The 8,580-nt window shown below is 44.1% G+C and carries 7 protein-coding genes; 2 read left to right on the top strand and 5 right to left on the bottom strand.

Going from position 1 to position 8,580, the window contains the following annotated elements; genetic code table 11:
- The 3 genes from F6K49_RS31755 to F6K49_RS31765 form a co-directional block, all read right to left on the bottom strand.
- On the bottom strand, positions 1–506 hold a 506-nt coding region (locus F6K49_RS31755), incomplete at its 3' end, for a hypothetical protein (RefSeq protein ID WP_293103045.1).
- Positions 507–604: 98 nt separating this feature from the next.
- Positions 605–820 (bottom strand): hypothetical protein, encoded by a 216-nt coding sequence (locus F6K49_RS31760; RefSeq protein WP_293026655.1) that lies wholly within the window; start codon positions 818–820, stop codon positions 605–607.
- Between the two features lie 157 nt (positions 821–977).
- Positions 978–1,421 (bottom strand): Hsp20/alpha crystallin family protein, encoded by a 444-nt coding sequence (locus tag F6K49_RS31765; RefSeq protein ID WP_293068012.1) that lies wholly within the window; start codon positions 1,419–1,421, stop codon positions 978–980.
- A gap of 477 nt (positions 1,422–1,898) precedes the next feature.
- On the opposite strand from F6K49_RS31765, the gene F6K49_RS31770 reads away from it, so the two are divergent.
- Positions 1,899–2,087 carry a hypothetical protein gene (locus tag F6K49_RS31770; protein ID WP_293026661.1) on the top strand — a complete coding sequence of 63 codons (189 nt, stop codon included), beginning with the start codon at positions 1,899–1,901 and terminating at the stop codon, positions 2,085–2,087.
- Positions 2,088–2,546: 459 nt separating this feature from the next.
- Here F6K49_RS31770 and F6K49_RS31775 read toward each other — a convergent pair whose 3' ends face one another.
- Positions 2,547–2,807 carry a hypothetical protein gene (locus F6K49_RS31775; RefSeq protein WP_293068009.1) on the bottom strand — a complete coding sequence of 87 codons (261 nt, stop codon included), beginning with the start codon at positions 2,805–2,807 and terminating at the stop codon, positions 2,547–2,549.
- A 442-nt stretch (positions 2,808–3,249) separates the two neighbouring features.
- On the opposite strand from F6K49_RS31775, the gene F6K49_RS31780 reads away from it, so the two are divergent.
- The gene (locus tag F6K49_RS31780; protein WP_293103049.1) at positions 3,250–5,586 is read left to right on the top strand and encodes an ATP-binding protein; all 2,337 of its coding nucleotides are present in this window, start codon (positions 3,250–3,252) and stop codon (positions 5,584–5,586) included.
- On the opposite strand, the gene F6K49_RS31785 is transcribed toward F6K49_RS31780, so the two are convergent.
- Positions 5,549–7,384, bottom strand: a complete 1,836-nt coding sequence (locus F6K49_RS31785) for a peroxidase family protein (protein ID WP_293103052.1) — start codon at positions 7,382–7,384, stop codon at positions 5,549–5,551. The genes F6K49_RS31780 and F6K49_RS31785 overlap by 38 nt on opposite strands.
- Positions 7,385–8,580: the final 1,196 nt, after the last annotated feature.

The raw sequence follows: 8,580 nt of genomic DNA on the forward strand, positions 1-8,580 counted from the left end.
TCGTTGTTTTCATCACTAAGGCTTAATCTGCCGCTGCCGTAGATTATGGTGTAGTCATTGACTGCTGCTTCTACACCAGCAGTCAATACGGCTGAATTTTGATTACCTAAAGGAGTGGTGATCTCCTGGTTGTTCACAAAGGTATAGCCTCCACCAACGTAAATGTTAGTATTGCTGGCAACCGGTACATCATAGGTAATTGTTGGTTCGATCGCACGACCTTTGCCAGAGAGAAACGCTGCACCACGCACTGAAATCGGTAAATTGGGCAGATCAATACGACCTTGATACATGCTACCAATCCTTTCATCGCTTGAGTTTGAGCCAATTCCCAGCAAATTATCAAAGGGATTGAGGATATCATTACTGATTTTGCTGCCATCGTTACTAATTCCCACGTAGCTACCCTTTAATCCTTCAGGTTGAGCAGAGGCAGGGCTAGCAGATAGAACCATCGCAATCATTAAGATTAGGTAAGTTGCGGCAGATTTGAGTATGGGTTTCATAGGTTTCATGGTTATAATTAAAAAACCCCCCGCTTTGATTGCAGGGGGATGGCTATCAAGGTGCATCTACTATTTTTCTATTTCTCAGCCGAGTTGAGTTATCCGGATAAGTTACAGAAAAAGATCCGATTGACTCCAGTGATGGCGTTGCTGAATGATAGGATGATTTTGTCGCCACCCCATTGAGAACTGGTATAGGAAAGGGAACAGGGAACAGGGAACAGGGAACAGGGAGCAGGCAACAAAAATTCCCACAATGTCTTGATGCAATAGCGAGTGGGGGAAACCCCCAAGACCGCGCTGCATCGCTTCATTTAGGATTTCTATATATGTAAACAAAAAGCGATCGCTTGTTGAGATAGCGATCGCTTTTTGAGGTCACGATTTAGTCTAAACGCCAGTAGCTAACTAATTGTCCCAAGTCTAGTTAGCCAGCCACTGAGTTAACCAGCCACTGAGCTAACCAGGGAGTTAGTTCAAGTTAACCTTGACAACTTTGTTTTTTTCCTCTTCAGCTTTGGGCAAGGTCAGATTCAAGATACCGTCTTTGTACTCAGCCTGAACTTTGGTATTTTGAATCCGAACTGGTAAAGGAATTACCCGCTGGAATTTACCATAACGGAATTCAGAACGCTTGACGCCTTTTTCGTCAGTATTGGTTTCTTCTTTCCGTTCTCCACTGATAGCAACAACAGTATCTGTGACTTCTACATTCAATTCTTTGGCTTCCATTCCTGGAACTTCCAATTTCAGAGTGATAGCATCTTCCGTTTGGGTTAGTTCAGCAGCAGGAACATTTTTTAAATGACCAAACTCTCGCAAAGTAGTGGGCACAAAACTATGGTCAAATAGCTGGTCAAGTTCCCGTTGTAGGGTGTTGATGTCTTTCCAGGGGTTCCAACGAACTAGAGTCATAGCTCTTCCTCCAAGTTGTATTTTTTTAATTGATTTAGCCTTGTTTTTTTGCCTTTGATTATTATGGTAGTACTTCAAAATAGCAGTGACCATTCGGTTTTTATCACTAACTTTATAGGGATTGCCGTTATGAAAAACTGTTGGATAGGGAATAGGGAATAGGGAATAGGGAATAGGGAATAGGGAATAGGGAATAGGGAGCAGGGAGCAGGCAGCAGGGAGCAGGCAGCAGGCAGCAGGGAGCAGGGAGCAGGGAGCAGGCAGCAGGGAGCAGGCAGCAGGGAATAGTAAGAAAGAGATCCGAGGATTTTTTGGTGTGATCAGAAATCAGCTTTGGGTTTCATGAACTATTTAGAACTGCTATAGTAAACCTTGAGCTAAATTACGGTAAACTGAACACAATTGGGTTCGGTAAACTCGAATTCAGTGGTCAGCTTAAGCTATCAGCTATCAGGTAATATAATTAATTTAAGTCCAATGATGGAATCCACAGATTTTACCCATTCAGTCAGCTACCAAAAAGAATTGATTCTGAAATTACAGGAACTGCTGAAAAAAGAAATTGAAGGTAAAGCTCACTCTGACCGCATTGAAGAATTAGCTTCAGCGATTGAAAGTGCGACAGAGGCGCTCAACAACCTAACCCAGTATTTTAGAGAAAGTTGACCCGCACTTTTCTCGATTAGACTCTAAGCACTAGGTATGAAGCACTAGGTATTAGGCGTTGACTAGTAGCACCAGTTTGGTGTCCTTGGTTTGGATTTGGTTGTAGATTGCAAAGGGAATCAAGCACAGAACAGCTGTTGTTTATCATCGAGGTTTCTACTCGAACGTCAACAAAGAAATGAGATGGAGATTCCCTGATTGACTTTTTCCGGCTACCCAGGTCGAGTAGCCAGCACGTTTTCCAGTCTAAATTCTATCTAGGTGATCACACTATTGCTCTCGAATGCAAAAAAAATTCACGTTTTCTGTTCGCGTAGCGGCTCGTACCGAGCATCGCGTAGCGTGGCCCAAAGGCCAATCACGACAGGGGGATGGTGCCCTTTATCCATCAATTTTATGTTTACACTCCCAAACCGCTAGAGGTTTAATTCCCTCCGTGGAACGGGCATCTTGCCCGTTTCATTCATTACCGCTTTGATTTAATAAATATTCCCAAATCCGTCGTATTTCTTCTTGATTTTGGCGAATCTCTGCTTGACTTTGACGAATCTCCTCTTGATTTTGAATAATCTCCTCTTGACTTTGACGTTGATAGGTTGCCAAATCCGAAAACAATTTTAAGGTCTCATTCAGAGAAACTCGTAATTGAGTAATTTCTGCTTGATTTTGCTCGATGGTCTGAGAGTGACGATTAATGTATCGTGCTGCTGTCTCTAACAAGTTCTCTACTTGAGTTAATCTTTCTTATGGTGTCATGTTTGATGACTATTAATCTGATATATTCATCTATTCTATTCCATTTTTACTCCTTATTCTTGATGTCAACCCTTCATTAAATCTAGTGCGATCGCGTAGCGGCTCCAAAGGAGCATCGCAATTTAGTTTGGTGTGTTATTAACCTACCAAACCAATTACTTCTACCCTCTCCCTGCGCCCATTTACTACATTTATCACATTTACAACATTTACCACATTTACTACACTGCACGCAACGCTAAAATCTGGTAAAATAGGGGAATACTTATCAGCAGGTGGACAAAAATCAACTACTATCAAATAAGCTACTATCCACACCATTCAGGCAATTTAGCGGACCAGGCAGCAGGTGTTATCCTTAATTCCACCTACCAAATTATTTAGTAATCCAAAATTCCTCAGAATTTTGCCCTTGGCTGTGTTCGAGCGTCTGGATCAGCGATTAGACCAGATAAAGTCAACTTTGGGCGAAGAGGCAATACTCCTAAAGTCTGATCTGTTGTTGAATCAGAGGGTGATTAATCAGACTCAGAGCCAGAGATTTACCCTGATCGGATCAGAACAGTTCAGTTGTCTGCTGTGGGGGGAAGCCCAACCGGAGACCTTAACTGGGTATGAATCTCTGATGAGACTGTACCAAGTGGGATTAACTTTCGCTCCGGATGCGATCGCAAACTTTCTTACCCATCTCAAAGACTCCTACCTAACCTCACCATCAGAATTTGAAACCTCTCAGGATGTTCTCAACCTAATCAAGAGGGCTCAAGCCTCCCTCAAACCCAATAATCCAGCTATCCAGAGCGAATTTACCCTATCATTAATTGATATTCTGTGTGACTACAACACGGATAACTACAACACCGATGCTCCACCATTAGCAGAGCCAGATTATCCCTATGGGTCCATTTGTCAACCCGTAGCCGAAGCACTGCACCAGCAGGTTGAGCAGGAGCGATTGCTCAATCAGGTGACCAGTCAAATCCGTCAAAGCCAAGAGTTACCGCTGATCCTGACCACAGCAGTTGAACGGGTACGACACTTCCTAGAAGTAGACCGATTAGTAATCTATCAATTTGACTTTCCTTACACCTCTAGTTCCACAGCACTAGAGCCAGCACCTGCTGCCACTGAATTAGGCTGGGGTTGTATTACCTACGAAGCTAAAGTCTCCGATGGTATTCCATCAGTGCTGAATGTGATTGAGCAGGAGGAATGCTTAACCCATGTACCTAACTGTACACATAAATATCAGCGAGGGTCAACGGTTGCTGTTGATGATGTTGATCGAACCTATAATACCCATAATTGCTTACTTAAACTGTTGCATCGACATCAAGTACGAGCCAAGTTAGTCGCACCAATTATTGTCCAAAACAACCTGTGGGGACTATTAATTGCCCATCAGTGTTTCGAGCCAAGGCGATGGCAGGACAGTGAAAAAAACTTTCTCCAGGCAATTGCTGAACACCTAGCCGTTGCCATCTATCAAGCGAAGTTATACTCCCAAGTGCAGCAGCAAAACAACACCCTTGAACAACGGGTAATTGAGCGCACCCAAGCACTCCGGGATGCTTTGCAAGCTGCTCAAGCAGCCAATCTTGCTAAGAGTGAGTTTCTAGCTACCATGAGTCATGAATTGCGCACCCCTCTAACCTGCGTAATTGGGATGGCAGCTACACTCTTGCGCTGGTGTTTTGGTCAGGACAGTTCCCAGAGATTACCTGTCGAAAAGCAACAGCGCTATTTAAAAACTATCCAGGACAATGGGCAACACCTGCTAGAACTGATCAACGATATTCTGGATTTGTCTCAGGTTGAAGCAGGAAAGTTAGTCCTGACTATCAGCAAATTTTCCTTAAGTAAGCTAGCCAATCAGGTATTGAGTAGCCTAAACGAACAAGCCTACCAACAGCAGGTGACTCTACAGCTAGATTGGCGAGTGCCACCAGAAAGGGACTGTTTTTCTGCAGACCAACGGCGGGTTAAACAGATTTTGTTTAACCTTTTAAGCAATGGGATTAAATTTACCCCAGAGGGGGGTAAAGTAATCCTACGGGTCTGGCCAGAAAATCAGTTAGTAGTGTTTCAAGTGGAAGATACAGGCATTGGTATTGCCCAAGACCAGTTACCATTACTGTTTCAAAAGTTTCAGCAGCTAGAAACGCCCTACCGTCGCAAGTATGAAGGAACTGGCTTGGGGTTAGCCTTAACCAAACAGCTGATCGAACTCCATAGGGGCAAAATTGAGGTGGAATCGGTAGTGGGAGAGGGGTCTTGTTTTACAGTTTGGTTACCCACTCAACCCATGGTACCAGCGACTTCAGGAAAAGCTATGCCTAAGTCCAACCTAACTCTCAAAGCTCAAGGCACTGTGGCCTTAGTGGAAAACCAAGAAGAGATGGCTACCCTAATTTGCGAAATTTTGACCGCAGCAGGCTATAAAGTAATTTGGTTGATTGATGGTTCCACTGCCATCAAACAAATTGCATTGCTTAAGCCCCAGACGATCATTATTGATTGGCAGTTACCGACTAGGGAGGGTTACGAAATGACTCAATGGCTGCGTCAATCCTCCACAACCGGTGGGGTAAAAATTCTGGCTTTAACGATTCCGAGCCTGCCAAAAGTAGAGCAACAAGAAATGATGGAGGTAGTGGATGATTACTTATATAAACCGATCGAACCCATGGATTTATTGTACAGGGTTATGGCTTTGGTGGAAAGTTATAGCGCTGCGCTATAGCTGCTAAACCAAGGAGTGTAACTAAACCAAGGATGCTGCTAGGTTCCGGCACGTCTTCTGGGACAACGAAAGCATTATCTTGGATCTTGCTAATGCTTGAGTTTCGGCGAATAATGTCCGAGAGGCGAGTGCTTTCTAGATCTGGAGCCAAGGCCAGCAGATGATCGAGATCGTTGAGGAAAAAGAACCGGTCACCATCCCGTGCGCGCCTGAACTGGTCTGAGATCACTGTATTGAATAGTTCACCGAGCAATCCACCGTTGAAGGAGTCCTCAGATATTCCTCCAATCCACCAATCCACATCGTCTACAGACTGGTAGATTTGTTCAAATAGAGCTGCTATTTCTGGGTCAGAAGTAATGCCAAGTTCGGTGTTGGTGGTCAAGAAGCCAGTGACCGGAGCCAAACCGAGTTCCACACGAGCCTGATTGTAGCCGGGAAGGCCAACTTCCCTTCCCCGTGCAATATTTAGTGAAGCAAGGTCAAAGCCACCGGTGGGAATCGAGGCCAGGAAATTCCGCACCTCGTCCACTATCTGATTGTCAAACTCTTGAGCCACTTGGGAAGCTAAACCGAAAAACAGTGAATCGACGCCGTTATCAATCACCTCTTGGGGAGTGAAAAAGGCATCGGAAAGGGAGACCCCTCCGGGGGAAGTGCCGTCATTGTTAATGCGCTGAAGCTCTGGGGACAGAAAAGTGTGGCCAACGCGGAAGGTACCATTGGCAAATTCCACGCTGACACGTGGGTCAACGGTGGAATCGTAGCCAGAGTAATCGTCCAAAAGGCTATCGCCAATGAATAGCGGTAGGAATTCATTGTATGTGATTACCTGAATCTGAGCGCCAACGACCTTACGAGCTGATTCGTAGATAAAGTCCCCTTTATCAAGTCCTGACTCTTCTAACTTCTCCAAAATCACCGGGTCACCAGCGTCAATTTGTTGAGCAAGTGTTTCAGCTATCCGATTGTGCTCCCGCACGAACAAGGTGTGAACTGCGGTTAACCCAATCTGTTCGTTGACACGAACATCGCCACCGATGAACAACTCTTCTGGTGCTAATGCTCCAGACCGGTCAGTGTTGGCATTAGGCAATCCCCCAGTGTTGAAAGGCAGTAGCTCTTCACCATTGATAATCTGGCTCTTGAGCTTTCCAGTACCATCATTCGTACGCAAAAATTCCGCCCGCACTGAATCAGATCCGTAGACCTGTGAACCATCAATAAAAGAAGTTAGCTGGTTGATCTGCTGGCGCGGATTGCCAGGTCCAGTGCCAGTACCTGGAGCTGTAGGAACCCTAACAAAGGGTATAGATGGGGCGAGTGGATCTGGAAGACCAGTGGAAATGTCAATGGGATTAATTGGGATAGGGGTGAAATCCTCTGGTGGGGGAGCGGCCTCTCCCTCATTGAGATCCAAGTCGTGATCAATGAACTGCCCCCACTGCCAGATCCAGTCGCTGGCGTTGAGGAAATTAGGCACGAATTCAGTCTGGCGGACAATGGTATTGCTAATGTCACGAGCGTTAGGCAGAACATTGCCAGTCGGACCGGTTATTCTTGGTGCGTTGAAGCCATCTTCGTACTCAGGACTCAGGAGCCGAAGTAGTTCTGTTTCGGCTTCACCCAATGTCGGATCATTTAGGTTGTTACCAAATCCGTTAATGGTACGAAATTCTCCTGCTGCAGCAGGCACAGACATGGTAAATCCTAGGGCAGCGAAAGTGGTTACTGCTAGACCAAGCTGACGAGGCTTGAGATTTCTAACCACTTTTAAGTTAGATAAATGATTTTTCATAAGGTTAGTACTTAGGTTAAGATTGCATCCCAACCGCTAATGTGGTAGATGCAGTAAAATACTCTATCTGTTCTAAGAAGGTGTTTGAAAAGTAGCTACATGGTTTGGTAAATGCGGGTAGTTTACTTTAGTTATCCCCAATATTAAATGGTTTTACTTTACGAGTTTTTATATAAATAAAAACTTGAAGTAATTCCCTCATTTCGCGCCAGTAAATAATTTTCCAAACGTGCTATAAGAAAGATTACGTATTTCTACGTATTTCTTTTAGCTACAGAAATTATTGATTCCGTAATTACCCCATATTCAAGATCAAAGATTACTGCTATGTCCTCCTACATTAAAGATATCTGAAATACAGTTATCTGCGACCAAAAAAGAAAAAAACTTTATAGAAACTTTAATTATTTAATGAAAAAATGTCAGGATAAACACGGCAAAACAATCAAGATCTTGTTAAACTAATAAGTCTTGATGCAAGCATTCAGTAGCTAAGGCACTAGCGGCTGAATGCTTAGTGCCAATAGCTGATTTCTGAGTATCTATAAACTTATCGGGGGAACTACCAAGGATTATGCAGGAAATTTTCAATACCAGTAAGCTGTCAGCTGTCAGTGGTCAGCTTATTTTATTCAAAAGTACTGTGGCTCAGGCTTCCAGCCTGTGACTTAACCTCAGCTTATTTTATTCAAAAGTACTGTGGCTCAGGCTTCGAGGCATCGAACCTAACCCATAAGCTAATAGCTAATAGCTGAATGCTTACGTCTTGATTGTAGATAATTATAGCTTTTTCCACTCTAATGAGGGACACAGGATTTTTTTCCTGTGCCCTGTGCCCTGTTGCGGTGCTCCGGTGCTCCGGTGCTCCCTTCCCCCCCAGGGTAAGCGCAAGAAAAAAAGGCCCATAATGTGCATTGGGTGGATATCGGTTGATCGTGGCTCGAAACCCCTATAATCTCGTAGAACTGTACTCGCAATAGAATTAATTTGTTGAGAATGGCGCGGTTTTTTTATCAATAAGCCTAGGCTTATTGATTCTTGCGCTTACCCTGCCTTCCCCCCTTACTAAACCTATGCTTTATAAACATATTTCTTTACAAAAAACTTGACAAAAGTAACTTGATATGATTAGTGTGATCAAAAAACTTGACGTCCCACGTTCTCGCTCAGTTTGTATAGGAAAAGCCTTTTGCCAA

It is taken from the genome of Moorena sp. SIO3I6 (assembly GCF_010672095.1).